This is a genomic window from Pararhizobium antarcticum, assembly GCF_001885585.1.
Classification (GTDB): domain Bacteria; phylum Pseudomonadota; class Alphaproteobacteria; order Rhizobiales; family Rhizobiaceae; genus Pararhizobium; species Pararhizobium antarcticum.
The window spans coordinates 60358-85931 of the sequence record NZ_LSRP01000071.1; the positions used below are offsets into that span (position 1 = coordinate 60358).

General features: G+C 60.0%; 22 protein-coding genes and 2 pseudogenes. 16 read left to right on the forward strand and 8 right to left on the reverse strand.

Translation table 11 applies throughout. The features are described 5' to 3' along the window. Nucleotides 1–116 precede the first annotated feature (116 nt). The 3 genes from AX760_RS06360 (at nt 117) to AX760_RS06370 (ending at nt 3292) form a co-directional block, all read left to right on the forward strand. On the forward strand, nt 117–764 hold the full coding sequence (locus tag AX760_RS06360) for a BON domain-containing protein (RefSeq protein ID WP_071832186.1): 648 nt from the start codon (nt 117–119) through the stop codon (nt 762–764). 82 nt (nt 765–846) lie between these two features. After that, complete coding sequence (locus tag AX760_RS06365) at nt 847–1395, forward strand: cytochrome b (protein ID WP_071832161.1); 549 nt, start codon at nt 847–849, stop codon at nt 1393–1395. A 52-nt stretch (nt 1396–1447) separates the two neighbouring features. Then, nucleotides 1448–3292: a heavy metal translocating P-type ATPase gene (locus AX760_RS06370; protein ID WP_071832162.1), complete on the forward strand. Its 1845-nt coding sequence runs from the start codon at nt 1448–1450 to the stop codon at nt 3290–3292. 70 nt (nt 3293–3362) lie between these two features. Here AX760_RS06370 and AX760_RS06375 read toward each other — a convergent pair whose 3' ends face one another. Together AX760_RS06375 and AX760_RS27940 are read right to left on the reverse strand one after the other, a co-directional pair. Continuing rightward, a complete protein-coding gene (locus tag AX760_RS06375; RefSeq protein ID WP_071832163.1) occupies nt 3363–3821 on the reverse strand; it encodes a pyridoxamine 5'-phosphate oxidase family protein in 459 nt (152 codons plus the stop codon). A 52-nt stretch (nt 3822–3873) separates the two neighbouring features. After that, nucleotides 3874–4596, reverse strand: coding sequence for a response regulator (locus AX760_RS27940; protein ID WP_083531088.1), 723 nt, complete (start codon nt 4594–4596; stop codon nt 3874–3876). Nucleotides 4597–4611: 15 nt separating this feature from the next. Between AX760_RS27940 and AX760_RS06385 the strand changes: the two genes are divergently transcribed. Next, the gene (locus AX760_RS06385; RefSeq protein ID WP_083531089.1) at nt 4612–9039 is read left to right on the forward strand and encodes a CheR family methyltransferase; all 4428 of its coding nucleotides are present in this window, start codon (nt 4612–4614) and stop codon (nt 9037–9039) included. Between the two features lie 85 nt (nt 9040–9124). Here AX760_RS06385 and AX760_RS06390 read toward each other — a convergent pair whose 3' ends face one another. The 4 genes from AX760_RS06390 to AX760_RS27610 form a co-directional block, all read right to left on the reverse strand. Further along, nucleotides 9125–9817 (reverse strand): ATP-binding cassette domain-containing protein, encoded by a 693-nt coding sequence (locus AX760_RS06390; protein ID WP_071832164.1) that lies wholly within the window; start codon nt 9815–9817, stop codon nt 9125–9127. A 10-nt stretch (nt 9818–9827) separates the two neighbouring features. Beyond that, nucleotides 9828–11000 (reverse strand): FtsX-like permease family protein, encoded by a 1173-nt coding sequence (locus AX760_RS06395; RefSeq protein WP_071832165.1) that lies wholly within the window; start codon nt 10998–11000, stop codon nt 9828–9830. Continuing rightward, nucleotides 10997–12220: an efflux RND transporter periplasmic adaptor subunit gene (locus tag AX760_RS06400; protein WP_071832166.1), complete on the reverse strand. Its 1224-nt coding sequence runs from the start codon at nt 12218–12220 to the stop codon at nt 10997–10999. The genes AX760_RS06395 and AX760_RS06400 overlap by 4 nt, the downstream gene beginning before the upstream one ends. 177 nt (nt 12221–12397) lie before the next feature. Beyond that, nucleotides 12398–12616: a hypothetical protein gene (locus AX760_RS27610; protein WP_245294951.1), complete on the reverse strand. Its 219-nt coding sequence runs from the start codon at nt 12614–12616 to the stop codon at nt 12398–12400. On the opposite strand from AX760_RS27610, the gene AX760_RS27615 reads away from it, so the two are divergent. Both AX760_RS27615 and AX760_RS28125 read left to right on the forward strand, forming a co-directional pair. Then, complete coding sequence (locus AX760_RS27615; RefSeq protein ID WP_245294948.1) at nt 12533–12799, forward strand: hypothetical protein; 267 nt, start codon at nt 12533–12535, stop codon at nt 12797–12799. The two genes, AX760_RS27610 and AX760_RS27615, sit on opposite strands and share 84 nt — an antisense overlap. A gap of 205 nt (nt 12800–13004) precedes the next feature. Further along, nucleotides 13005–13148, forward strand: a complete 144-nt coding sequence (locus tag AX760_RS28125) for a YgaP family membrane protein (RefSeq protein WP_083531091.1) — start codon at nt 13005–13007, stop codon at nt 13146–13148. Nucleotides 13149–13289: 141 nt separating this feature from the next. On the opposite strand, the gene AX760_RS06415 is transcribed toward AX760_RS28125, so the two are convergent. Both AX760_RS06415 and AX760_RS06420 read right to left on the reverse strand, forming a co-directional pair. Then, complete coding sequence (locus tag AX760_RS06415; RefSeq protein ID WP_071832189.1) at nt 13290–13592, reverse strand: hypothetical protein; 303 nt, start codon at nt 13590–13592, stop codon at nt 13290–13292. A 121-nt stretch (nt 13593–13713) separates the two neighbouring features. Then, the gene (locus AX760_RS06420) at nt 13714–14979 is read right to left on the reverse strand and encodes a DUF2254 domain-containing protein (RefSeq protein WP_071832167.1); all 1266 of its coding nucleotides are present in this window, start codon (nt 14977–14979) and stop codon (nt 13714–13716) included. A 152-nt stretch (nt 14980–15131) separates the two neighbouring features. Between AX760_RS06420 and AX760_RS28130 the strand changes: the two are divergent. The 10 genes and pseudogenes from AX760_RS28130 to AX760_RS06475 all read left to right on the forward strand — a co-directional run. Then, nucleotides 15132–15359: pseudogene (locus tag AX760_RS28130) on the forward strand (ATP-binding protein); the annotation flags it as partial. Between the two features lie 79 nt (nt 15360–15438). Then, nucleotides 15439–16016 (forward strand): annotated as a pseudogene (locus AX760_RS06430) (substrate-binding domain-containing protein). A 505-nt stretch (nt 16017–16521) separates the two neighbouring features. Next, nucleotides 16522–17784, forward strand: a complete 1263-nt coding sequence (locus AX760_RS06440; protein ID WP_071832169.1) for an MHYT domain-containing protein — start codon at nt 16522–16524, stop codon at nt 17782–17784. Between the two features lie 175 nt (nt 17785–17959). Further along, entirely contained in the window at nt 17960–18826 is an 867-nt protein-coding gene (locus AX760_RS06445) for an FAD binding domain-containing protein (protein ID WP_071832170.1), read from the forward strand. Nucleotides 18827–18837: 11 nt separating this feature from the next. Next, nucleotides 18838–19338 carry a (2Fe-2S)-binding protein gene (locus tag AX760_RS06450; protein ID WP_071832171.1) on the forward strand — a complete coding sequence of 167 codons (501 nt, stop codon included), beginning with the start codon at nt 18838–18840 and terminating at the stop codon, nt 19336–19338. After that, complete coding sequence (locus tag AX760_RS06455) at nt 19335–21764, forward strand: aerobic carbon-monoxide dehydrogenase large subunit (protein WP_071832172.1); 2430 nt, start codon at nt 19335–19337, stop codon at nt 21762–21764. The genes AX760_RS06450 and AX760_RS06455 overlap by 4 nt, the downstream gene beginning before the upstream one ends. Nucleotides 21765–21778: 14 nt before the next feature. Beyond that, the gene (locus AX760_RS06460) at nt 21779–22660 is read left to right on the forward strand and encodes an AAA family ATPase (protein ID WP_071832173.1); all 882 of its coding nucleotides are present in this window, start codon (nt 21779–21781) and stop codon (nt 22658–22660) included. A gap of 1 nt (nt 22661) precedes the next feature. After that, nucleotides 22662–23849, forward strand: coding sequence for a vWA domain-containing protein (locus AX760_RS06465; RefSeq protein ID WP_071832174.1), 1188 nt, complete (start codon nt 22662–22664; stop codon nt 23847–23849). A 2-nt stretch (nt 23850–23851) separates the two neighbouring features. Next, on the forward strand, nt 23852–24670 hold the full coding sequence (locus AX760_RS06470) for an XdhC family protein (RefSeq protein ID WP_071832175.1): 819 nt from the start codon (nt 23852–23854) through the stop codon (nt 24668–24670). Between the two features lie 13 nt (nt 24671–24683). Next, nucleotides 24684–25328 carry an SRPBCC family protein gene (locus AX760_RS06475; RefSeq protein WP_071832176.1) on the forward strand — a complete coding sequence of 215 codons (645 nt, stop codon included), beginning with the start codon at nt 24684–24686 and terminating at the stop codon, nt 25326–25328. Nucleotides 25329–25574: the final 246 nt, after the last annotated feature.

Below are 25574 nucleotides of genomic sequence, written 5' to 3' on the forward strand. Positions count from 1 at the left end.
CCATGGAAACAGTCTTGAGTAGTTTCCGACCCTGACAGGCCATGCGGGACGCGCGTAACGATCATTGCGGCGCGCGCAGCGCTGCAATCCCGATGATCAAACTCGAGGCAAAAATCATGTCCAACGACAATCAATTGCAAACGTCCGTTATCGCCGAATTGAACTGGGAGCCGAGCATCAAGGCGGCGCACATTGGCGTGGCGGCAAACGATGGCGTTGTCACCCTGAGCGGCCACGTCGACACCTACAGGGAAAAATCGATCGCCGAAAAGGCCGCCCGCCGCGTCAAGGGCGTCAAGGCGGTGGCCGAGGAAATCGAGGTCAAGCTGGCGTTCGACGTCAAGCGGACCGACGAGGAGATTGCAGCCGCAGCGCTGAACCGTCTCGAATGGGACGTCGAAGTTCCAGACGACGTCGTTCGCATCAAGGTGGAAAAGGGCTGGGTCACTCTGACCGGCGAGGTTGAGTGGCACTATCAGATGGAAGCAGCAGAACATGATGTGCGGACGCTTCACGGCGTTGTCGGGGTTTCCAACCAGATTGCCCTCAAGCCGAAGGCCAATGCCAAAGACATCAGCGACAGCATCAGGCACGCGTTGCATCGCTCATGGTTCGATCCGAAGACAATCACTGTTTCGGCGACAGGCGGGCGTGTTCACCTGACCGGCACAGCCCCTTCATGGTCTGACCGTCAGCTGGCGGGCTCGACCGCCTGGGCTGCTCCCGGTGCAACAGCGGTGCAGAACGACATCACGATTATGTAGAAACGAATGGTCCCCGGCGACCATCACCGGCGCGGGGACCATTTCGATTTTCAACATCGCAGCGTTCCATGTGGAGATGATGATGACAACGATTGCACAGCAAACCCGCCTTATCCTGCACTACGACAGCGTCGCCAGAGGGATACACTGGCTGATGGCGGCGTTGATCGTCGGGGCATTCGGTCTTGGCCTGCTGGTCGATACGTTTCCGTCGAGCTGGGAAGACGGTGTCGTCAATGCCCATAAGCTGGTCGGCATTTCCATCCTCTGTCTGGTCGTCCTGCGTCTGGTCTGGAGAGACTCTCACACGCCGCCTGCAACCGAGCCTTCTGGCTGGCCTCTTGAGCGCGTGTCTTCGCTCAGCCACATAGTGCTTTATTGCCTGATGATGGCTGTGCCGCTTATCGGCAGTGCTTTTGCGGTCTGGAGCGGACAAGGCATTGATTTTGGCTTGTTTTCCCTCGCGCCGGTGATGCCGGAAAACGAAGCTGTCGCCCACCAGATCGGCGAGATCCATGAACTGGCGGCCTACATCCTGATCTGTCTCGCCGGACTGCATGCTTTGGCTGCCCTCTGGCACCATTTCGTCCGCAAGGATGATGTGCTGAGACGGATGCTTCCGCCGCAATGATGCCTCGCCAAATCTGGTCTATGGTGTTGATCAAAAGTCAGGGGGAATCACAATGCCGTTGCCTACCGGAGAGCTTTTGCGTGTTCACCAATCCCGGATACTGATCGGATTTGCCGCGACGGGTCTTGCCGTGGGCGGCGTTCTGAGCTGGTCCGGACATTTGGCAGAGGCCAGCTGGGTCTGGTCAATTGCTACCGCTCCCGTGCTTCTGGGGCTGTTCGTTCAAATCGTTGTGTCGCTGCGAAAGGGCGATATCGGCCTCGATATCGTGGCCGCCCTTTCCATGTCGGCTGCACTCGCATTCGGCGAGCCGCTGGCAGCAAACGTCGTCGCCATGATGTATGCGGGTGGGCAGCTTCTCGAGGATTTTGCGCAGGGGCGGGCGAAAAAGGAGATGACGGCGCTGATGGGGCGCGTCGCCCAAACGGCAATGCGGTTCGACGGCGATGTCCTGCAACAGGTGCCGATCGCTGACATCAAGCCGGGCGACAGACTTCTCATCCGCCAGGGCGATGTGTTGCCGGTCGATGGCCGTGTGGCTTCCCCGGTCGCCGTCCTTGACCTGTCGGCGCTGACGGGGGAAGCCCTGCCGCAAAACATTCTGAAGGGCTGCGAAGCGTTGAGCGGCTCGGCGTCCGCCGGTGCCGCTTTCGAGCTTGTCGCCAGCCGCCCGGCGTCGGAAAGCACCTATGCCGGGATCGTGCGCCTGGTTGAGGCTGCGCAATCCAGCAAGGCACCGATGGTGCGTATGGCGGATCGCTACGCGATCGCCTTTCTTGCCCTGACCGTAACCATCGCTGTGATTACCTGGTTTCTGACACAGGACACGATCCGGGTGCTGTCCGTCCTGGTCGTCGCCACGCCCTGTCCACTGATCCTCGCGGTTCCCGTGGCGCTGATTTCGGGCATGTCGCGCACCGCGCGCATGGGGGTTCTGGTGAAAGGCGGCGGCGTACTGGAGACGATGTCGCGTGTGCGCACCGTCATTCTCGACAAGACAGGGACTTTGACACACGGGCAGGCGGCGATCACGGAGATCAGGACGCGCGAGGGTTTTTCCGAGACGGATGTCTTGAAGGCTGCTGCCAGTCTCGATCAGGCATCCGGCCATGTGGTGGCGTCAGCGCTGATCAAGGCGGCGCAAGCAAGAGGGCTGGTCTTGTCCACGCCAGCGGAGGTCATCGAAACGCCGGGAACCGGGATAAAGGGAAGCGTGAACGGCCAGCTGGTGGTTGTCGGCGGAAACAGCTTCGTTGCCGGAGAGAGTGGCAACGTCCGAGCCGATGATCTGTTGAAGGATATCGATCCCGCTGCCATGACGGTGGCCGTCGGGATCGATGGCAAGGTCGCAGGCATTATCGTCCTTCAGGACCAAGTCCGTACGGATGCAAAGGCGGCGCTGGACGACCTGCGGCAGGCGGGTATCAAACGACTGGTGCTGGCATCCGGCGATCGCAGCGACATTGCCGTGAAAGTTGGCGGACCACTCGGTTTCGACCTCGTGCTCGGCGATCTCACACCCGATGCGAAGGTTGCCTGTGTGCGCAGGGAAATCGCCAATGGTCCTGTCATGATGGTCGGCGACGGGGTCAACGACGCGCCGGCACTCGCCGCCGCCGATGTCGGCGTGGCGATGGGCGCGCACGGGACGGCTTCATCGTCGGAAGCGGCCGGCGTTGTGTTGCTGGTGGATGAACTGGCGCCACTGGTAAAGGCGATGGCGGTTGCGCGCCGCAGCAGGACCATCGCGCTTCAGAGTGTCGTGGTGGGCCTTGGACTGTCACTTTGCGCCATGGGTTTCGCAAGCTTCGGTTATCTGCCGCCGGTCCAGGGCGCGCTGATACAGGAAGTCATTGATGTAGCCGTCATTCTGAATGCTTTGAGGGCGCTTCAATAGCTCTGGAGCCACCCTGAAAACGGTGCGCGACACGGTAATCCTCGTGGTTTTCTCTATGGATCGGGCGGTCTCACTCAATGTCATCATCCGTCAACGTCCGTCCGGATACCGCATCGACGCTGATGCTATAGAACAGTGGCTCCTCGGCACCGCCATCTTCTGCTTCCGATGGCTTGAACATGCCCGGTTCCCACCAGAGGTCATGTTTCTGCAGCAGTGACCAGGCGTAGACCCGCTCGTTGTGAAACTCGGGCGTGTCCGGAAGTTCGGTGTATTGCCCCTCGATCAGGACGCTGCGCCAACGGTTGTGGCGTTCGAGATCGTTGACGTGCAGGCAGGCATGAGGATTGGCCGCGAGCCACTCGGTTTTCTTGCCGGGCATGGAGAAGCTGTAAAGCCTGGTCGCTTCAAAGGCGTAGTGGACGGGAACGATATAGGGCCGGTCGTCCTTCGAACAGGCAAGATACCCCAGGTGTCGGTTGGCCAACATCTCGAGGCATTCGTGTTCGCGCATGTTTCTGACGGGCATGGTCAAAACTCCTGAGTTTTTGCATCACTGTTTCTGGATGGCCCGGTCACCTTCATCGCGTGGGCAGAGCGGTGGCCGTGGCCAGAGCCTGGTCGATCGCTGCAACGAGGTCTTTGTCCAGAAATGGTTTTTTCAGCACGACGGCAGCGGGGTCGAGGCGATGATGACGAAGATCTTCGCCGGTCATGAAAATGTGAGGGACAAAACGATCTTTCAAAACCGCCGTCATAGCAGCGATCCCATTGCCCTTGCGCAAATGACAATCAACGATCATCAGGTCCGGGCTTTCCCTGCGGAAGGCGGCTACTGCGTTGTCCTCGGTCGCTTCGGTCGCACAGACATCGTATCCCATGTCGTTCAACAGGTCTTCGAGCAGGATCGCGATCATTGGCTCGTCTTCGACAAGGACGATGCGAAGATTTTGTGTCCCCGTCACGTTGATGGACCCAGACTGAAGCGGGCGCGTATCTTCTCCGGACGTGTCGTGTGGGCTGATTGCATGACGTACTCCTCCATCAACATGCCGGGTGGGCTTGCTGGATCGTCCTGTTCTTCGAAGCGAGGTATCCCCCGCAGTCGATTCCGTGAAAATGCGATTCTGCCGTGGATTTGAAAAGCCTCGGAATGTACCCAGAGCGCACCGGGGTCTCGCACGGCATTGGAAATGCTTTACGTTGACAGGCGGAAAACAAACTGCGCTAGTCTTGATACAGATCACAGGCGCGGCATCAAAACTGCGTAAGTCTTTCCAGGGATCCTCCCTCAGGGAGGACATACAGGGAATGTGACGATGACCGCCAGCCGCACACGTGACGTGAATGCGGCCTCGCCGCAATCAGGTTCTCGCACAGATGAGGTGCCCGGGCGCCTTTCCGTGCCAATCCCTGCTCCCATTGTGGCTATCGGGGCGTCCGCCGGGGGCCTTGACGCATGCCGTGCGTTTCTCAAGGCGCTGCCGCCGAAGACGGGCATGGCGTTCATCTTCGTCCAGCATCTTGATCCATCGCATCAGAGCCTCATCGTCGATCTGCTGGCCAGCCACACGACCTTGGCCGTTTCAGAAGCGGTTGATGGCACCATCGTCGAACGGGAGCATTTCTACGTTATCGCGCCGGGGACCTACCTGACGATCGAGAAAGGGATCCTGCGGATGTCGCGACCTTCTGGCCAGCAACGCGTCCGGCTGCCTTTCGACTTCCTGTTGCGCACATTGGCCGACGACGCCGGAGACCGGGCAATGTGCGTGGTGCTCTCCGGAACAGGCGCGGACGGCAGTTCAGGACTTGTTGAGATCAGAAAGAGCGGTGGCCTGGTCATCGTGCAGAAACCGGAAGAGGCGGCCTATGACGGGATGCCGCACAGTGCCGTGATGACCGGTATGGTCGACAATGTCCTGCCAGTTGCAGATATACCGAATGCTCTTCTGGAATATTCCAGCAGACAGAACGCCGAACGTGCCAGGCCCCCTGAAAACCTGAACGAAACAAGCCGCTCGACCTCTTCCCTGTCCCTATCGTTTCTGGACCAGATCATTGATCTCGTTCGGTCCAAAACCTCGCATGATTTCAGGTCCTACAAGCAGGGAACATTGAAGCGTCGCGTGGAGCGCCGGATGGGGCTACTCGCCATTCCGGTCGGCGATTTTCCAGACTATCTGACCCGTCTTCAGAATGATCAGACGGAACTCGAAAACCTCTCCAAGGATCTTCTCATCAACGTCACCAGCTTTTTCCGCGACAAGCAGATCTTCGATCTGCTTGCACTCAAGACGGTGCCGGAACTCGTGAAAGCGCATTCACCGGATCGGCCGATCAGGATCTGGATTGCCGGCTGCAGTTCCGGTGAAGAGGCCTACTCGATCGCCATGCTTTTCCGCGAGGCTATCGCTGAGATAAACCCAGGCATAAAACTTCAGGTCTTTGCATCGGATGTCGATGCCGACGCAATTGCAACGGCCCGCGAGGGCGTTTATCCCGAGACGATCGCTGCGGATGTCTCGAAAGATCGGCTGACGCGGTTTTTCTCGCGAGACGAGCATGGCTATCGCATCCTGCCGGAATTGCGGGCCATGGTGGTCTTTACCGAACAGGACGTGCTGGCCGATCCGCCGTTTTCGCGCATCGATATGGTTTCCTGTCGCAATCTTTTGATTTATCTCGGGCCGGAGGCGCAGGCCAAGGTTATCTCTCTGTTCCATTTCGCGCTGCGCGAGGGCGGTATCCTCCTGCTTGGAAGTTCCGAGACCGTCGGCAAGGCGGATGGGCGTTTCGAGACGATCTCGAAATCCGAACGGCTCTATCGCCATATCGGCAGAAGCCGTCCCGGGGAGCTGCTGTTTTCCCTCAGCCCCACCGAGGGTTCCCGACCCTCTGGGGGAACAGGTCCGGGTGTTGCCCTGTCACAGCAAGCCATTCTAGCAAATCTTTGCAAGCAGCTGGTGATGGACAATTACGCGCCCGCAGCCGTGCTGATCAACAAGAAGCACGACATTCTCTATACGCTGGGAGCGATCAATCGATACCTCACGCTGCCCTCCGGACACCCGACCCACGATGTCATGTCGATGTTGCCGAGAGCGCTGCAGACGAAGCTTCGATCTGCAATCCAGCGAGCCGGTCAACAGAAAACGCGGATCATTTCCTCCGGGGGCAAGATGAACGCGCGCGATACCGAAACTGCGTTCAGCATCCATGTGGAGCCGGTGTCGAGCGAGGGGCAGGACCTTTTCCTCATTTGCTTCGTCGATGAACCGGTCGGCAAGGCAATCCGGACAGGGGTTGCAGGGCTGCCTGCCGATGGCGGAAGAATTGCCGAACTCGAGAACGAACTCGAGGTCACGAAGGCCGAGTTGAACGGCGCTATCCGCAACCTGGAAATCTCCGGCGAAGAGCAGAAAGCCATCAACGAGGAAGGTGCGTCGTTCAACGAGGAGTACCAGTCTACCAACGAGGAGCTGTTGACCTCGAAGGAGGAGCTCCAGTCGCTGAACGAGGAACTGACGGCATTGAACGGCCAGTTGCAGGAAACACTGGAGCGGCAGAGAACGACGGCAAACGATCTTCAGAACGTTCTGTACAGCACGGCGGTTGCGACCCTTTTTCTCGACGAGGATCTCAATATCCGTTTTTTCACGCCGGCCACGAAGTCGCTGTTCAAGGTCATTCCCGGCGACATCGGCCGACCGCTTGCCGATCTCAGCTCGCTAGCCGTCGACACCACTTTACTCACCGACGCCGCAACGGTTCTGAAGAACCACAGGCCTCTTGAGCACGAGATCGAATCCAGAAACGGCACATGGTACATGCGGCGCATCCTGCCCTATCTTGGCGAGGACAATAGCGTCGAGGGTGTTGTGATCACCTTCGTCGACATCACCGAACAGCGCCACAATGCGGATGCGCTCGAGGTGGCGAAACGCCAGGCCGATCTCGCCAATGCGGCTAAATCCCGTTTTCTTGCGGCCGCCAGCCACGATCTTCGACAACCGCTCCAGACCCTCAGCCTGCTTCAGGGCCTTCTTGTCCGCAAGGTCGAGGGCGAAAAATCGCAAGGCCTTCTGGCCCGCCTCGGCGATACATTGGGTTCGATGTCCGGCATGCTGAATGCCCTTCTGGATATCAACCAGATCGAAGCCGGCATCGTCCAGGCGCACATATCGGATTTCGGGATTCAGGACCTGTTGACGGAGCTGCGCGCCGAGTTCGGTGTGACGGCACAGGCCAAGGGCCTGGATTTGAGGGTGGTGGATTGCAGTGTTGTCGTGCGAACCGATCCGCAGTTGCTCGGCCAGATGGTTCGGAACCTCCTGTCAAATGCTTTCAAATATACCAAAAGCGGCAAAGTCCTCCTCGGCTGCCGCCGCCGCGGCGGCATCCTGAGCATCGAAATCTGGGATACAGGCATCGGCATTCCCGCGACCGAGCTCCAAGCCATCTTCGACGAGTATCACCAACTGGACAACGATGCCCGGGAGCGCAGCAAGGGGCTCGGACTGGGCCTGTCGATTGTCCAGCGGCTTGGCGCTCTGCTGGGGCATCATGTCCGGGTGAAGTCCCGCCTGTCCAAAGGATCGGTTTTTGCGATCGAGGCAACGGTTGCAAAATCAACGACGCCCGTCGAAACGGCGGTCGAGCCGATCCCGACCACTGAAATCCCCCCCTTGGGTCGAAATCAGGCGATTTCCATTCTGGTCATCGAGGATGATCCGGAGGTTAGGGATCTGCTGGATCAGCTTCTGACCGACGAGGGGCACAGTGTTTCGACAGCACAGGATGGTCCTGCGGCGATAACCCTCGTCGCGAAACAGAAGATGACGCCTGAACTCATCCTGGCAGACTACAACATGCCCGGCGGCATGAACGGTATGCAGGTCGTGATGAAGCTGAGGCAGGAACTGGGGCGCGACGTTCCCGCGATCATTTTGACCGGCGATATTTCAAACAAGACATTGAACGACGTCACGGGCATGAACCTCATTCGTCTGGCCAAACCGGTCAGATTGAGCGATGTCGAGCAAGCCATTCAAAAGCTGCTCATGGCGAAAGTCGATTCAGCTGCGCCTGAGCCGTTGTTGGTTCCTGAGAGTGGTGATGTCGCCAATACGGTTTTCGTCATCGACGATGATGACGACCTGCTGCAAACCTTGCGGCTTGTGATCGAGAAACATGGTCTTCCTGTCGAAACCTATTCGAGCTGCGAAGAGTTTCTGAACGCCGGCCATCCGAGAGACGAGGGTTGTCTCCTTGTCGACGGCTATCTCCCGGGCATGAACGGTCTTGAATTGCTGCAAAGGCTGCAGCAGAACGGCCGTCACATCCAGTCGATCATGATGACCGGAAACAGCGACGTCGCAATGGTTGTCAACGCGATGAAAGCAGGTGCATCAGACTTTATCGAAAAACCGATAAAGCACGCCGAGCTTCTGGACTGCATCGACCATTCGCTCGAGCAATCCAGGGATGAAAGCAAACGCGCAACATGGCACCAGGATTCAGCAAAGCTGATTGCTTCGCTCACCCTGCGGCAGAAGGAGATCATGGAATTGGTGCTTGCGGGCCATCCCAGCAAGAACATCGCCGCTGATCTCTGTATCAGTCAGCGTACAGTCGAAAACCATCGGGCGTCGATCATGACCAAGACAGGCTCGAAATCACTGCCGGCGCTGGCCCGATTGGCGCTTGCGGCGGAACGGCAGACCGAATTGCCATCCTTGCGATAGGTCGATAAATTGTTGCTATCCCACGCGACCCAAATAACCCGCGTTCAGCGGTCCACATGCCAAAAGAGCTTATATCGGATCCTTATCACGGTGCCGTGTCGTTGACGATGCGGCCGTCCTCGAGCGTCACGATACGGTCGGCCAGTTCCAGAATCCGGTTGTCGTGCGTGACCATGACAGTTGTGGTTCCCCGCACTTGCCCGAGCCGCTTGAGCATCTGCACCACAGTCGCGCCGCTTTCGCGATCAAGGGCCGCTGTGGGTTCGTCGGCAAAGACCACGTCGGGGTTGCCGACCAGCGCGCGGGCTACCGCGACGCGCTGTTTCTGGCCGCCTGACAAGTTGTCAGGAAGATAATGTATACGATCGCCAAGACCCAGCAACGTCAGCGTGTGTCGCGCCGCCTTCGCCTGAAGTTCGGGATCAGCCCGCCCATGCACCTGCAACCCCATCAGCACATTTTGTAACGCTGTCAGGCTTCCATGCAGGTTGTGCGCCTGAAATATAAACCCCAGTCTGCGCCGCAGCGTCTTTTGCAGGTCCGATTGTGCACCCTTCAACTCCTGTCCGAGTAGCCTGATCGAGCCTTCCTGCACATCGCGCAGACAGCCTGCAAGGGTCAGCAACGTGGTCTTGCCGGAGCCAGAGGGGCCGACCAAGACCGTCAGCGAGCCTTGCGCGACTTTGAGGTTCACATTGAAAAGGGCCTGCTTGCGGGCCTCGCCCCTGCCGAACCAATGGTTCAGGCCGCTCACGTCGACTGGAATATCCTCGGCCATATTGCGCTCCCTAGAACAGGTCAGCGGGGTCGGCTGCGACCAGCCGGCGGGTGGCGATTGCCCCGGATAGCGAACAGGCGACAACCGTGCCGATGAAGACCGTCACGGCCATGCCGGCGGTCATTGCAAGCGGCAGGGTCGTGGCACTGGCCATTGCCAAAAGCAGCAGGTTGGCAACAGCAAAGCCGGGGAGAAAGCCCAGCACCCCGAGGACCAGCGCCTCTTCGAAAACAATGCTCAGGAAAAATCCCTGCCCATAGCCCATGGCTTTGAAGGTCGCGTATTCGCTCAGATGGTCAGCCACATCGGTGGATAGCACCTGATAGACGATGACGATCCCGACGAGCACGCCGATAATGACACCAAAACCGAATATGATCCCGGTCGGGCGTTTTGTCTGCTGGTAGCGGAGATCCTCATCTGCGGCCTTCGCGTAACTTCGTATGCGCAGGGATTTGTCCGATACAACATCGCGAAGCCGTGCGGCCACCACATCGGGATCGGCGCCGGGCGCCAGCTGCAGCAGAATATGATCTGGAGCGCCGGAACTTCGGGCCGGAAACTGCAAGAGGAATGTTTGGTCCGAGACCATCATAAACCCGTCGCCGCCAAAGCCACCGCCGCCTGCAAACGTGTCATAGAGTGTCAGCGTTATGCCGTTGGCCTCGAATGAAAGGGGGCTTTGCGGCCTGATTGCCGCTGTTTCGTCCCGTGGCAGGCCTCGCGTGAAGCGGTCCAGAATGCCAGAATTGGGCAGTTGTAGCGTGGATGCCGGCTTTGCCATTTCGGGTGACAGGAAAACCGGTTGCGTTGGATCAACGCCGTAGGTGGTCAGGCCTAATGCCTTGTCGGCCCGTTGCCATGAGACACTGGCGACGAAAAGCCCCGTGCCGGCGACGACATCTCGATCGGCCATGGCCTGGTACATCCACTGCCGCGCCACGTTGCTGCCTTCCGTCATCGAATTGGCGTCCGGGGCGGAGATCATGATGTCAGCCTGAAAGAAACTGTAGGGCTTCAAGGTGGCGGTCGCCATTGAGTTCATGATGCCCAGTTGCACAAAGACCAGCACATTGGCGAACGCCACGCCGGCGAGGGCAGCGGCAAATCGGGTGCGGTTGTGGGTCAGCTGCAACCAGCCGATGGGAAGCCGACCGAACAGGGCCTGAAGCAGCTGGCTCATGGTTTTGCCAAGACATGGATGTCGGTATCGATACGGGCGATGACTTCGAGATTGGTGAAACGCGCGGCGATGACGGACGAGGCCTCGTCAAGCTCGACCATGACCCGGATCACCCGCGCATCGGTGTTGGCCGCTGTGTCGTCCGACAGCAGGCCTTGCCGACCAACTGTCAGTCCAATGGTGGCAACGCGGCCCTGCAGGGTGCGGTTCAGGGCAGCCGCCACCAGTTCGACGGGCTGCCCGATCTCGACGATCGAGATGCGGTCCTGGTAAATCTCGACCTCTGCCATCATCTGGCTGGTGTCTCCGATTTCCATGAGACCTTCGGTCGGTGGCCGTTGTCCCGGCCTTGCATGAATGTTCAGCACCGTCCCGCTGATCGGCGCGACAACGGCAGAGCGAATGAGATCATTGCGAGCCCGCGCCAACTCGGCCTGCGCCGCTTCCAGATTGCGGCTGGCCACGATGACATCGGGTTGGTCCTCCACCTTGGCGGAGGCATAGCGGGCCAGTGTCGCCTCGGCCTTCTCGACAGCAGCCGTGGCCTGTCGTTCAGCAGCAATGGCTGCGTCGAGCGCAGACTGAGTTGTCACGCCGTGCGCGGAAAGATCGTTGGTCCGCGACAGGTTCGCTGTCGCCTCGGCTGCAACGGATTGTGCCTGTGCCAGGCTGGCGAGCGCCTCGTTGCGACTGTTCTCGATCACGGCGCGCGTTTGCACCACCGTCGCCTGCCGCACAGCGAGATTGGCCTCGGCCAGAAGTATGGCGCTTTCCAGTTGCCCCTGATTGTCCAGGCGAGCAACCATCGCGCCTTGCTTCACCACGTCGCTCTCGGTCACGAGAATTTCGGCCACGCGGGCATCGCCGGCTCCATAGGGAGGTGCCACATAGGATATGTCGCCGCGCGGCATCAGTCGCGCAAGGCCGACGACATCAGAGGTGCGCATGGTTTCGGCCATGTCTTTTGGAAGAATGATTTCCGGTGGAAGCGCGATGGGTGACGCCGATCCGGCGCCGGGCTGCAACCCCGTCAACGCGTAAAACTTCTGCAACGCAGGCGGCTGGAAGTACATCCCGATCACGGCGCCGGAAAACATCAGGACAGGCACCAGAAGCACTAAAAAATACCGAGCACGGAAGCGCCACCTCGAAGGTACAGCGACCGCTGAATTCTTCGCGATGATCTCAAGCGGCAGATCGGGGTCCTGTCCTTCGGTCATTTTATCCTCTGATCCGTCGCGCACCATGAAAGCGCATGTGATTGAGCTTATTTATACGCTTCTTCTAAAATTCCCTCTGCAATTGTCAGCGGGGTGGCCCAAGGCTGGGAGAGACGCTGCCCTTCAGGCCCGGTAAAGGCCGGAAAGAGAATCGCCGAGCAGGAAAGGTGCCTCGGATCAGGATGGTCTGGCCCAGCCGACTGCGCAAACGGCGCAGTTGGCTTGCGTCAGTCGCTCAGAGTGTCGTGGTGTCGCAGAGACGGGCGTATTTCCGTCCAGCCCTGCGGGAAAAGCGTCCTGGCCTCGTCGTTGTTGATCGACCCGATCCGTGGACAGGCCGAGCGGCTTGACGTGACGCTTGGTGAACGCTTCGGCGAGTTGCGCGGTGCGACCGATCTCCGTGGTACAGACCGGCGTGAAGTCGCCGGGATGGCTGAAAAAGAATACCCAGTCGTTGCCGATTCAGTCATAAAAATCGATGATACCAGTCGTGGTATCCGCAGTGAAATTCGGCGCAACGTCGCCGATATGAACACTCATGATTGTCTCCTGTCCGGGCACACCCGACTGGGTGATTGAGACAGGCTACACGTATTTATGCTCGCGAGTGCTGATCCAGATCAATATGCGGGCGGTTCAATCGGCCGATATCCAAAGAGGCCTTGAGCGACCAGCGCACCATCCAGACCCATTCGAGCATTCCAAATCGGCGGGATGATCCCCTTGTGCTGGGGCCAGGTTGACGTTGGGCATCATCACAGGAGCATGGAGAAAATGGCAGTGAATGTGGGACTGCAGACCGGCTCGTGCGTCTGGTCATCGGCGTAAAGTAGGGCGCGACAGCATTGGGACTTCTTCTGGCGTCACCGCGGTGATGCGAACCTGTCCCATGTATTCCATCCTCGGCATCCAGACCTGCAAGGTATGAGCGACATGGAAACCGCATTCACGATGTGGCAGTCCAAGGGGGCGGGGGGCGTTTATAACGTCACAATGCCCCGTATTGAAACTCCAGAGCGGCCCCAGTGCCCGCTCGTGAAGCAGGCTGCGGGACGCTGTTTCTGTCTGTCTATTTTTGCGTGTCAGGGTTTTTGTCGTCAGGCAGATCACCGGGTTTCAAAACGGGCATCGTCCCGGTCTGTTTTACAGGAGCAACGATCTCTCCATCGCCGACCTCGGGCGGTTCAAGCACGCTGTTGCAGTCGTCCAGCTTGCTGCTGAGGCTCTTGTGAGTTTCATTTCCCGGTTTCACCATGCAGTCTGGCTCGGCATTCTGGGCAAACACCGGACTTGAAGAAAAGCTAAGGAAAAGCGTCATTGCTGATGCAGCCAACAATTCCCTGGTTGCGCATGATCGTTTGGATTCCGTCATCGAAGCCTCCTTTGCGTGTAAAGGGCAAAAGCCGCCGGGCATGTTTTGTTCCCAAAAGATTTCCACACGCGCTTTCCCGAGCGGAGAAAAGGAGAAACGACAGGCTTTCTTGCGGCCAGCCCTAGGCTTCCTCTGACCCGACAGCACCGGCGGCAAGTCTGATGCGTTCCTTGTCACCCTTGAATGCCAAGCCGAGTTCTGCACGATGGAGGGCCTCGACAGAGTGCCGCATGGCATTCTTCCTGAACCGATCCCTGTCGAATTTTGCCAGCGTCTGAAATGTCTTCTGGAGCCGCAGCCCAACCTCGACGATCCCTGCTCCGTCGCGCGCGATCGGGGTGAAGAGGTCGTCGAACAGATCGGCAATGTCGAGGGGCGGCACATAGACGTTCGGATAGAGGATTTCGTTTTCGATGTCGGGATTGGGCTCCACCCAGACGGCAAGAACACGCATTGCCCGGGAAATTACATCAATGGCGGTGCCCGGATCGTTGACAGCAGGGGACAGCGCCCGTGAGGCAATCTCTGCCAGAACCGACGCGCCGAAACGAGGGTCTTGATCGAACGAGCGTGTGTCGCCGATCGAAAAGCAACTGCGAACCTTTTCTTCCTGATCCTCTTTCAACCCTTCAAACCACGCTACCGGTCGTGTCGGGTCGATGAGCTGCCCCGGGATCGCACGGACGAAGACCCGTCCGTTGCCGTTCTTCGCGATCATCGACAGCTCCCCGGTATCGAGATGCTGGACATACCCAATCTTCGATACGAATACCGGAATCGCCGTTTTGGGCACATCGTCAGCAATGCACATCAGAGGCTGGCAACCGAGATAAGGTCTCTGGCGCCGCGAGCGCATTGCGCTGATCGTCACTTTTTCCACCCGTTCGGTGGTTTCGGTCACGCGTCCCAAACGGGACAGGTGATCGATCCACCGCAACAACGTCACGACAATGAGAATGATCACGGCAATCGTCACGACGAAAAGAACAACTCTCCCACTCTCCCCATAAGCGCCCGTGCTCAGCGCGATGATACCGACAAGACTGAACAGGAAGGAACCCACGAAGGTGGCGAGCACATTCTGGGTCGTGGTGTCCTCCATGACCAGTCGTGTTGCACGGGGGGTGACGTTGCTTGTCGCCGCAGAATAGGCTGACACCATGGTGCTCAGCGAAAACGTCGTCACCGCCAGCATGCTGGAGGCAATAATGCCCAGAATATTGTCGACGGCGTCTGCGCCGATCTTCGTCGGAAGATCGTTCGGTATGTAGGGGCGAATGAGAATTGCGACCAATGCGGTCGCGATGGCGAGAACGGAAAACAACGACGCGCGAAACCAGATCCGACGGGCGATCTGGGAGAAAATCCATATCCAACGCGATGTCATTCGAAGCCTCCTTCACTGCGATCAGCGACGCAGCCGATCTCGAAAAGCCGCTTCCGCCGCGCGCGCCGCATGGCTATTCCGCCCACTTATATGGAGCGAGATGTCAACGTAACAACTCCCGGCAGACATTGATCAGCCCCCTTTCGCCGGTTGCCAAGATGACAACAGCGCTGCTCGACCGCCTCACGCATCACTGCCACATCCTTGAGACTGGAAACGACAGCTTCCGATTCAAGAATAGTTCAGCGCACGAACCCAAAACGACAAAGGAGAAACGCAGGAACTTGACCACCACCACAGACACAAACGATATCGAAACGGCGGGTCAGCTCTCAGTGCAAATCAACAGTCACAGACCGGGGCGATCATATCCGCCTTAGCGAAACGGCGAAGCCCAATCGATTGCTGCGGTTCTGATGTGTTGTGCGCGTCCATGTTTTTCCTCCCACTGGAACACCGTTGCCTCCTCGATATTCCGGTTTTGCATATGCTGTTCCACATGCTGGCGTCTCCGTCGCTGCAGTCTCGAAGGTCTTGCGCAATGCCTATGGCGTGTCGGATGCCTTGCGGCTGAAGGTCGAGCATGCGATCGAGAACCTCAAATATCGTCCATCCACGGCGGCACGGGGGATGCGGGGCAGAACCTACACGGTGGGTATCCTGGTCGTCGAACTGACCAATCCCTTTGTGCTGCGGCTCCTCGAGAGCAGTCATGCGTTGCGGCGATATCAGCACTGCTGCGCGCAAAAGACAGGCCGCGCGCCGTGTTCGTTTGGTCCGACATGGATGCGATCCCTTTCCTTGCCGAGGCATATGAGCAGAAGATCGGCGTACCGACGGAATTGGCGCTGATCGGATATGACAACTCCAGCGTTGCGATGTTGCCCTTGGTCAACCTGTCAAGTATCGAGCAAGACACGGCCCATCTTGGGAAAACGGTCGCTGACCTGATGCTGAGCCGCATCAATGGCCGCACACGATCGGAGCACGTCAAGATCCAGCCAAGCGTCGTGATCAGGGGCAGCCTGGAAGGTTGACCCGCTTTGTATTGAAACAACACTGCAGGTGCAGTGGGCTTTTATAGGCGCGCCCACACGAAAGGTCCGTGATCGGGCAGATGTCGCGGGTGGGTCCAAACCGTGCGCTTCATCCGGAACATCGCCAAGATAGGCGACAGTTGGCGTTCCGTCTTCGTCGGTTAAGGCATTCGTGTTGACGACGGTCATCTCGGCAACGGCCTATGTGGCATCGAGGCTTGTGCCTGGATCTCTTGGCCACCTGCGTGCCCAACCGAAGCAGCAGCACCGGAAGCCCAAACAAAATCAAAGCCATCAAATTGCCACGCAAAGGTCTCCTCGCCACAGCCGGCGGCTTCAGCAATGCCTGCCACCTGGCTCGACAAATCGTCCGGCGAATGGATACAGTGATGCCGGGTCGCTGGGAGGCGCGCCGAAAGCAGTTCAGCGAAATGTCGCAGTATGGATCCGCACGTGGCAACACGTGAGCGGTGCGTCTGCTCCTTTAAAGGTTGTAAAGACCGCAATGACGGAACTCACCACATCGTTCAGCTACAGCCCGATTCTCGTCGCCCTGTCGGTCGTGGTGGCAATTCAGGCCGGTTATGTCGGCATCAGCCTTGCGCTTCTCATCCCCGGCGCCTTTGCAAACCGGCGTCGCCTGCTGATTGCAGGCTCGGCGATCACGCTTTCGGTGGGCATCTGGAGCATGCATTTCGTCGGTATGCTGGCGATCAAGACCTCTGTCGCGATCGACTATGCCGTCCTGCCGACGCTTCTCTCATTTCTCATTTGTAGTCTCGTCACTGGCGTCGCGGTCTACCTGGCGAGCCTGCGCTCGCAACGCCTGTTGGTGATCGCCGCCGTGCTGATGGGTATTGGCATCACCACCATGCATTATGTCGGCATGACTGCCGTGCATTCGGTCTTTCATCTCACGCACAATCCGACCTATGCCTTGGCCAGCATCGTGATCGCCGTCGCTGCGTCAGGCCTTGCGCTCTGGCTGGCCTTTTCCGCCGAGCGGCGGCCGCCGCTGTTTCTCTGTGCCGTTGTGCTCGGCTGTGCGGTATCGGGCATGCACTATATGGCGATGGCGGGGACGACCCTGCATCTGGCGCAAGCAGAGATCGAAAACACGAAATCCCTGATATCCAGCGACATACTGGCCACCATCGTCAGCGTGGTTGCCTGTGCCATCTCCGCCGTCTTCATGCTGGCACTGATCCCGGTGGAAGAGAAGGATGCGCGCAGCGATACCGCATTGCGCCTGGCGGGTGCTGCGCCGGATGCCATGCAACCGAATGCTCTCTCTCCGGACGGTTCTGAGCCGGGCACGCCGGACGCCATACAGGGAGCGACCGACACCGGCCCTGCGCTCGCCGATCCCGCAACCCTTGCCGAGGCCCTATTTGCAGGTGATCTCCTGTTGCCGATCGAAAAGAACGGCAAGCGCTTTCACATCGCCGCTGACGACATCGCGTCGGTTCATTCCAACGCGCATTACACCTATATCTTCAATGGTCGTGACGACCTCTTCTGTCCTCTTTCCATCTCCGACATCGCGGCACGCCTGCCCGAGGCGTTGTTTCCCCGCATCCATCGCAGCTATATCGTCAACCTCTCCTTCGTTGTCCGCATCAAGAAAGCCGGGGATTCAGGCGTGGTCGAACTCGATACGCCTGTCAGGCGCACGGTGCCTATCAGCCGGTCGAGGCTGGCTGCCTTTCGCTCTGAACTGGCCACCTACAAGGAAGCCACGAACAGCGGATCTCCTGCCGAAAGTTAGGTCAGCTCTCCTGCCGCATTTCGTGCGCATGGCTTTGCATTTCGTGCAAATCCGGGCGTTTGGTGTGCTTGCCGTTGTCTAGCGGGAACAATCATCGCCTGCTGCACACAGGAAACATGGGGGCCGGGAGGGTCGGTCTCTGCTGTTCGAGACGAAGCTTTGGGAGGAGCGACGGATGATACCAGGAACATTCGATTACCACCGGCCGACGACGGTCGAAAGTGCTGTCGCGCTTTTGCTGCAACTGGGCGAGGATGCGCGACCGCTCGCCGGCGGTCACAGTCTGATACCGCTGATGAAGACGCGGCTTTCGGCGCCCGAGCATCTGGTCGATCTTGCGGCCATTGAGGGACTGCGTCGTCTGGAGCATGTGGGCGATCACGTCGTCATCGGCGCGATGACCACGCAACATGCGGTCATCAACAGCACCTTGCTCACAGATCTCGTTCCGATTCTGCGCGAGACCGCCCTCGTCATCGCCGATCCGCAGATCCGCTACAAGGGAACGATCGGCGGCAATTGCGCCAATGGTGATCCGGGCAATGATATGCCGGCTCTTATGCAGTGTCTCGGGGCCAGCTATCAGCTCACCGGCACCGGCGGCCACCGTGAAGTCTCGGCGCGGGATTTCTATCTCGGTGCCTACGAGACCGCTCTGGCGCCAGGCGAAATCCTTACCGAAATTCGCATTCCGGTCCCGCCAGCGGGTCATGGCTATGGCTATGAGAAACTCAAGCGCAAGGTCGGAGACTATGCGACTGCGGCGGCGGCTGTTGTCATCACCATGGCGGCCGGCACCTGCACCAGCGCCTCGATCGGCCTCACCAACGTATCGGAAACGCCGCTCTGGGCGGCCGAGGCCGGCCGGATTCTGGTTGGCAGCACGCTTGATGCTGCGACCGTGAACGCGGCTGTTGCTGCAGCCGAAGCGATCACCAATCCGGCGTCCGACATGCGCGGGCCTGCCGAATACCGCACCAAGATGGCCGGTATCATGCTGCGCCGCGCGCTTGAGCGGGCTCGCGTCCGCGCCACGGTCTGAGGGGGGAAACAATGACAAAATCGCATATCAAAGTCACCATCAATGGCAAGGCTGTCGAGGCTCTCGTCGAGCCGCGCACCCTCCTGATCCACTTCCTGCGCGAGCAGCAGAACCTGACCGGCGCCCATATCGGCTGCGACACGGGCCATTGTGGCGCCTGCACCGTCGATATGGACGAGATGTCGGTGAAGAGCTGCATGACCTTCGCGGTGCAGGCCAATGGCGCCGCGATCACGACGATCGAGGGTGTCGCCAATGCCGACGGAACGCTCAGTGCCCTGCAGGAAGGCTTCCGCATGATGCACGGACTGCAATGCGGATATTGCACGCCGGGCATGATCTTGCGCGCCCATCGTCTGCTTCAGGAGAACGCCGATCCGACCGAGGATGAAATCCGCCACGGCATTGCCGGCAATCTCTGTCGTTGCACGGGCTACGTGAACATCGTCAAGGCCATCCAGTATGCGGCGGCCAAGATCAACGGGACGCCGTATCAGGAGGCCGCGGAATGAACGAGCAAGTCAAGATCGACATCGATCGCGCCGAGCGCACCGAAAAGCTGCAGGGCATGGGTTGCAAGCGCAAGCGGGTCGAGGACATCCGCTTCACGCAGGGCAAGGGCTCCTATGTCGACGACCTGAAGCTGCCGGGCATGCTGTTTGGCGATTTCGTCCGCTCGCCGCATGCGCATGCGCGCATCGTGAGCATCGATACGTCGCGCGCCAAGGCGCTGCCAGGGGTGATCGCGGTGTTGACGGCGGCCGACCTCAAGCCGCTTGGCCTGCACTACATGCCGACGCTGGCCGGCGACGTCCAGGCGGTGCTGGCCGAGCACAAGGTGCTGTTCCAGAACCAGGAAGTGGCCTTCGTCATTGCCGAGGATCGGTATATCGCTTCGGATGCGACCGAACTCGTGGATGTGGTCTATGAAGCGCTGCCCTGCATCGTCGATCCGTTCAAGTCGATGCTGCCGGATGCGCCGATCCTGCGCGAAGACATCCAGGACAAGATGGTGGGCGCCCACGGGCCGCGCAAACACCCCAACCACATCTTCGAATGGCAGATCGGCGACAGACAAGCGACCGACGACGTTTTTGCCAATGCCGACGTGACGATCAAGGAAATGCTGGTCGACCACCGGACGCATCCGTCGCCGCTGGAGACCTGCCAGTCGCTGGCATCGTTCGACAAGGTCAAGGGCGAACTGACGCTCTGGGGCACGTTCCAGGCGCCGCATGTCATCCGCACCGTCGTCTCGCTGATCTCGGGCCTGCCCGAACACAAGATCCATGTGATTGCGCCCGATATCGGCGGTGGTTTCGGCAACAAGGTCGGTGCCTATGCAGGCTATGTCTGCTCCGTCGTCGGCTCGATCGTGCTGGGCGTGCCGGTCAAATGGGTCGAGGATCGGATGGAGAACCTCTCCACGACGTCCTTTGCCCGCGACTATCACATGACCACGGAACTGGCCGCAACGAAAGAGGGCAAGATCATCGGCATGCGCGTGCATGTGCTGGCCGATCACGGCGCCTTCGATGCCTGCGCCGACCCGTCCAAGTGGCCGGCCGGCTTCATGAACATCTGCACCGGCTCCTATGACATCCCGGTCGCGTATCTGGCTGTCGATGGGGTCTATACCAACAAGGCTCCCGGCGGAGTGGCCTATCGTTGCTCCTTCCGGGTGACGGAGGCGGTGTTTGCCATCGAGCGTGCCATCGAAGTGCTGGCCCAGAAACTCGGCATGGATGCCGCCGAGTTGCGGATCAAGAACTTCATCAAGGCCGAGCAGTTTCCCTACCATTCGGCGCTCGGCTGGGAATATGACAGCGGCGACTATCACACGGCCATGAAGAAGGCGATGGACGCCATCGGCTACACATCGTTGCGGGCGGAGCAGGCGGAGAAACGCGAGGCTTTCAAGCGCGGCGAAACGCGCGAGCTGATGGGCGTCGGCATTTCCTTCTTCACCGAAATTGTCGGTGCAGGACCGGCCAAGAATTGCGACATCCTCGGCATCGCGATGTTCGATTCTGCCGAAATCCGTATCCATCCGACCGGCTCCGTGATTGCCCGGATGGGTACCAAGAGCCAGGGGCAGGGGCATGAGACCACCTACGCCCAGATCATCGCCACCGAGCTCGGCATTCCCGCCGACGACATCATGATCGAGGAGGGCAATACCGATACCGCCCCCTATGGTCTCGGCACCTACGGCTCGCGCTCGACCCCGGTCGCCGGCGCTGCCACGGCCGTCGCCGCCCGCAAGATCAAGGCCAAGGCGCAGATGATCGCCGCCCATATGCTCGAAGTGCATGAGGGCGACCTGGAATGGGATATCGACCGGTTCCGCGTCAAAGGCCTGCCGGAGAAGTTCAAGACGATGAAGGAGATCGCCTGGTCGGCCTATAATGCGCCGCCGCCGAACCTTGAGCCGGGCCTGGAGGCGGTCAATTATTACGAGCCGCCGAACATGACCTACCCTTTCGGCGCCTATTTCTGCGTCATGGATATCGACGTCGATACGGGCGTTGCCAAGACGCGGCGCTTCTACGCGCTGGACGATTGCGGCACGCGCATCAATCCGATGATCATCGAGGGGCAAGTGCATGGCGGGCTGACGGAGGCCTTCGCCTGCGCCATGGGCCAGGAGATCCGCTACGACGAGATGGGCAATGTCATGGGGGCGTCGTTTATGGACTTCTTCCTGCCGACCGCCGTCGAGACGCCAAAGTGGGAAACGGACTTCACCGTGACGCCATCGCCGCACCATCCGATCGGCGCCAAGGGCGTCGGCGAAAGCCCGCATGTCGGCGGCGTGCCGTGTTTCTCCAATGCGGTCAACGACGCATATGCCTTCCTCGATGCCGGCCATATCCAGATGCCGCATGACGCGTGGCGGCTGTGGAAGGTCGGCGAACGTCTCGGGTTGCACGGGTAAGGCCGGATCAGTCGATGGCAGTGAAACTTCCACAGGAGAGGATTGCCGCTCAGATGGCCGCGGTCGGGTATGTGCCCGATCGCGACCTGGCGACCGCGCTCTGGCTGATGGACAGCCTGTCGCGGCCGCTGCTTCTGGAAGGCGAGGCAGGTGTTGGCAAGACCGAGGTCGCACGGGCGCTGGCGCTGGCGCATGAAACACAGCTTATCCGGCTGCAATGTTACGAGGGCCTCGACCAGAGCGCGGCCCTGTACGAATGGAATTACCAAAGGCAACTGCTTGCCATCAAGGCCCGCGAGGGATCGGATGCCAATGCCGTCGAGGAGCATATATTTTCGCAGAAATATCTGCTGGAACGGCCACTTCTGGCCGCCATCCGGCAGACAAAGGCACCGGTTCTCCTGATCGATGAGGTCGATCGGGCAGACGAGGAGTTCGAGGCCTTTCTGCTGGAACTCCTGTCGGATTTCCAGGTGTCGATACCGGAACTCGGAACGATCACGGCGACGACCATTCCGAGGGTCATCCTGACGAGCAATGGTACCCGCGAATTGTCCGACGCGCTGCGGCGGCGGTGCCTCTACCACTACGTCGATTTTCCCGATGTCGACCGCGAGGCGCGGATCATCCTGTCGAGACTGCCAGGCATCGATGCGGCGCTGGCGCTGCAGATCGCTTCCATGGTCGGCCTCATCCGCAAGGAAGATCTGCGCAAGACGCCGGGCGTCGCCGAAACGCTCGACTGGGCCGCAACGCTTGCCGGCCTCGATATCCGGCACCTGCAGGACGAGCCCGAAGCGGTTCACGACACGATGATATGCCTGATCAAGACGGCCGAGGACAAGGCGCGCATGACGCGTCAGGTCACCGAGCGGCTGCTCGGAAAGGTGGCGTGAGATGAGCGCATTGCGAAAGACCGAGCCTGACCTGGGCGAGTCGATGCGGGCCAAGCTGGCGGGCTTTGCAGCAACGCTGCGCGACAATGGTTTTGTCGTCGGTCTCGCGGAATATCGCGACGCGCTGACGGTGATGAGCGGGGACAGTGCAAGCAGTCCGTCGCGGTTCCGTCCGGCACTCAGATCGCTCTTCTGCAGCCGGCACTCCGACTGGACGATGTTCGATGAGATTTTCGATGCCTTCTGGCTGAGGCGCGGGATGAAATCCGCGACGCGGATGTCGGGCGCGCCGCAAAAGGCGCCTGACGGTGTGCAGGCCGCCGCATCCGGTGCGCGAGGACTGGGAAATCAGGACAATGCCGACCATGTCCAGCGCGGTGAGGGGGAAGACGCGGTCGAGGCGGGTGAAACCCGTCGCGAGGGTGCGTCGCGCGCCGAGTTCATCGGAAAAACCGACTTCCGGCACCTGACGCATCCGGACGATCTCGCCGAGGCCCATCGTCTGGCGGAGCGCCTGGCGCTTGCCATGCGCGCACGGATGACGCGGCGGATGCGGGCGCGGCCGCGTGGCCAGAGGCTCGATCTGCGGCGCACCATCCACAAGAGCATTGCCAATGGCGGCACGCCGATGCAACTGGTGTTCCGGAAGCGCCGGGAAAAGCCGCTGCGGCTGGTCGTGCTTCTCGATGGTTCCGGATCGATGAGCCTCTATTCGGCAGTGTTCCTGCGCTTCATGCATGGCGTGCTGGACGCCTTCCGGGAAGCGGAGGCGTTCCTCTTTCACACGCGGCTCGTTCATATCTCGCCGGCGCTTCGGGAGCGCGATCCCCAGCGGGCCGTGGAGCGCATGGCGCTGATGGGGCAGGGCACCGGCGGCGGTACCCGCATCGGCGACAGCCTTGCAACCTTTAACCGATGGCATGCGAAACGCTGCATCCATTCGCGCACCTGCGTGATGATCGTCTCGGACGGCTACGACACGGGGCCGGCCGAGCGGCTGGGCGACGAGATGCGGGCGTTGCGGCGCCGGTGCCGGCGGATCGCCTGGCTGAACCCGATGATCGGCTGGCAGGATTATGCCCCGGAGGCAGCAGGCATGAAGGCAGCACTTCCGTTCATCGATCTGTTCGCGCCGGCTCATAACCTGGAGAGCCTGAAGGCGCTCGAACCCTATCTGGCGAGGATCTGACCATGCAGGACACCTCCGATATTCTCGATCTGGTCAGTCAAACCAAGGCGCGTGGCGAACCCTTTGCGATTGCAACGGTGGTCCGCACCGTCTCCGTCACGGCCGCCAAGGCCGGCGCCAAGGCCGTCGTTCTGGCCGATGGGAGCATTTCGGCCGGCTGGATCGGCGGCGGTTGCGCCCGTGGTGCCGTTCTGAAGGCGGCCAGTGAAGCGATCCGCGACGGCCAGCCGCGGCTGATCAGCATTCAGCCGGAAGACCTGCTCGATGTGCAGCAGGTCAAGCCCGGCGACGTCAGGGACGGCGTATCCTACGCCCGCAATATGTGCCCGAGCCAGGGCACGATGGATGTGTTCGTCGAACCCGTCCTGCCGCGCCCGCATTTGGCCGTTCTTGGTGCGTCACCGGTCGCCGCGGCGCTTGCCGATATCGCAAGGCGCATGGGGTTTTTTGTCACGGTCTGTGCGCCGCTCGCTGATCATGCAGCCTTTGGCAGCGCAGACCGGATGGTCGATGGTTTCGACCTGCCGACCGACGGCGCGCAGCACGGCTTCATCGTCATTGCGACCCAGGGGCGCGGCGACGGCGCGGCTTTGAAGGCGGTTCTCGGCGCAAACAGCCGCTACACCGGCTTTGTCGGCTCGCGCAAGAAATTTGCGGCGCTGAGACGCGATCTGGAAGCTACCGGGCTCGACGCCAGGGCGATGGACGACATGCGCTCGCCGGCAGGTCTCGACCTCGGCTCAATCACACCGGATGAAATTGCCTTCTCGATCGTGGCGGAAATGATCGAGATCCGGCGGCGCGGCCAAAGAAACACATAAGGGGAGAACAGTCATGGACATGAATGGATCACAACGCATCGAGGCATCGCGTGAAACGGTTTTTGCTGGCCTGAACGATGTCGACATCTTGCGCCAGTGCATACCCGGCTGCGAGTCGATTGAAAAGACGTCCGATACCGAGATGGTCGCCAAGGTGACGCTGCGCATCGGGCCGGTCAAGGCGAGTTTTGCCGGCAATGTCACCCTGTCGGACCTGGATCCGCCCAACGGCTATACCATCTCCGGCGAGGGCTCGGGCGGCATGGCCGGCTTTGCCAAGGGGGGCGCCAAGGTCACGCTCGAACCGGATGGCGACGCGACGATCCTGAACTATACGGTCACTGCCGAAATCGGCGGCAAGCTGGCGCAGATGGGCAGCAGGCTGATCGACAGCACGGCGAAGAAACTGGCAGGCGATTTCTTTGCGAAATTCGGCGCGGTTGTCGGCACCCCTGTCGCCGTCGAGGCGCCTGCGGAAGAGGCGCCTGTGGAAGCGGCGGCCAGCAAAGGATGGATGAGCCGCATCCTCGGCACAAGTGCGACAGGGTTTCTCATTCTCGCGCTGACGCCGGGCCTCTGCTGTATCACCGGCGATCATTCGGCCATGGCAAACGACATGATGATGTCCTCGATCTGCACGTCTGGTTCTGTAATGTGACGGGGTGCCTGGCTGCGGCCAGGCGCGGTCTCGCGCCGCTTGTAAGCTTGCAGGCTCGGTTTGCCTGAGAATGTGGGTGGCCAGGATATTCCGGCGGTTTTGAGGCCTATGCGGACACGAGGTGTCAGCGACGACCTGCGGGGCATCGCCCTCTTCGCGCTTTTGGGCGTCAGGTTTTCGTTTCGGGCGCGCTCGGAGTTGTAAACTGAAAGCGGCTGGCTGATGCCGATTTCGGCGAGTATTCTG

Coding starts and splice junctions, on each gene's coding strand:
- AX760_RS06360 (WP_071832186.1), top strand. CDS start 117: ATGTCCAACGACAATCAATTGCAAACGTCCGTTATCGCCGAATTGAAC.
- AX760_RS06365 (WP_071832161.1), top strand. CDS start 847: ATGACAACGATTGCACAGCAAACCCGCCTTATCCTGCACTACGACAGC.
- AX760_RS06370 (WP_071832162.1), top strand. CDS start 1,448: ATGCCGTTGCCTACCGGAGAGCTTTTGCGTGTTCACCAATCCCGGATA.
- AX760_RS06375 (WP_071832163.1), bottom strand. CDS start 3,821: ATGCCCGTCAGAAACATGCGCGAACACGAATGCCTCGAGATGTTGGCC.
- AX760_RS27940 (WP_083531088.1), bottom strand. CDS start 4,596: ATGTCCTCCCTGAGGGAGGATCCCTGGAAAGACTTACGCAGTTTTGAT.
- AX760_RS06385 (WP_083531089.1), top strand. CDS start 4,612: ATGACCGCCAGCCGCACACGTGACGTGAATGCGGCCTCGCCGCAATCA.
- AX760_RS06390 (WP_071832164.1), bottom strand. CDS start 9,817: ATGGCCGAGGATATTCCAGTCGACGTGAGCGGCCTGAACCATTGGTTC.
- AX760_RS06395 (WP_071832165.1), bottom strand. CDS start 11,000: ATGAGCCAGCTGCTTCAGGCCCTGTTCGGTCGGCTTCCCATCGGCTGG.
- AX760_RS06400 (WP_071832166.1), bottom strand. CDS start 12,220: ATGACCGAAGGACAGGACCCCGATCTGCCGCTTGAGATCATCGCGAAG.
- AX760_RS28125 (WP_083531091.1), top strand. CDS start 13,005: ATGTGGGACTGCAGACCGGCTCGTGCGTCTGGTCATCGGCGTAAAGTA.
- AX760_RS06415 (WP_071832189.1), bottom strand. CDS start 13,592: ATGACGGAATCCAAACGATCATGCGCAACCAGGGAATTGTTGGCTGCA.
- AX760_RS06420 (WP_071832167.1), bottom strand. CDS start 14,979: ATGACATCGCGTTGGATATGGATTTTCTCCCAGATCGCCCGTCGGATC.
- AX760_RS06440 (WP_071832169.1), top strand. CDS start 16,522: ATGACGGAACTCACCACATCGTTCAGCTACAGCCCGATTCTCGTCGCC.
- AX760_RS06445 (WP_071832170.1), top strand. CDS start 17,960: ATGATACCAGGAACATTCGATTACCACCGGCCGACGACGGTCGAAAGT.
- AX760_RS06450 (WP_071832171.1), top strand. CDS start 18,838: ATGACAAAATCGCATATCAAAGTCACCATCAATGGCAAGGCTGTCGAG.
- AX760_RS06455 (WP_071832172.1), top strand. CDS start 19,335: ATGAACGAGCAAGTCAAGATCGACATCGATCGCGCCGAGCGCACCGAA.
- AX760_RS06460 (WP_071832173.1), top strand. CDS start 21,779: ATGGCAGTGAAACTTCCACAGGAGAGGATTGCCGCTCAGATGGCCGCG.
- AX760_RS06465 (WP_071832174.1), top strand. CDS start 22,662: ATGAGCGCATTGCGAAAGACCGAGCCTGACCTGGGCGAGTCGATGCGG.
- AX760_RS06470 (WP_071832175.1), top strand. CDS start 23,852: ATGCAGGACACCTCCGATATTCTCGATCTGGTCAGTCAAACCAAGGCG.
- AX760_RS06475 (WP_071832176.1), top strand. CDS start 24,684: ATGGACATGAATGGATCACAACGCATCGAGGCATCGCGTGAAACGGTT.